This window comes from Skermanella stibiiresistens SB22 (assembly GCF_000576635.1).
In the GTDB taxonomy this organism is placed as follows: domain Bacteria; phylum Pseudomonadota; class Alphaproteobacteria; order Azospirillales; family Azospirillaceae; genus Skermanella; species Skermanella stibiiresistens.
Map to the genome: position 1 here is coordinate 1 of NZ_AVFL01000159.1, position 257 is coordinate 257.

General features: G+C 69.6%; 1 protein-coding gene. It reads left to right on the forward strand.

Annotation, left to right across the window (positions count from 1 at the left end; genetic code table 11):
- The coding region (locus tag N825_RS40095; protein WP_037462622.1) for an amino acid ABC transporter substrate-binding protein at positions 1–257 on the forward strand (257 nt) is incomplete at both ends.

A 257-nucleotide genomic window follows, 5' to 3' on the forward strand; every position in this document is an offset into this window, starting at 1 on the left:
GGCCGACCTGTCGCGCAAGTTCAAGCTGGGCCTGAAGACCGTGCTGTTCGACAACGTCGCGGCCTCGCGCCAGGCGTTCTTCTCGGGCCGCTGCGACGGCCTGATCACCGACGCCTCGGCGCTGGCGGCGGTGCGCGCGACCCAGGCGCAGAACCCCGACGACTACGTGATCTTCCCCGCCAGCGGCCACAGCGAGGCGCTGACGCCGTCGGTGCGCCATGGCGACGACCGCTGGTTCGACATCGTCAAATGGGTCA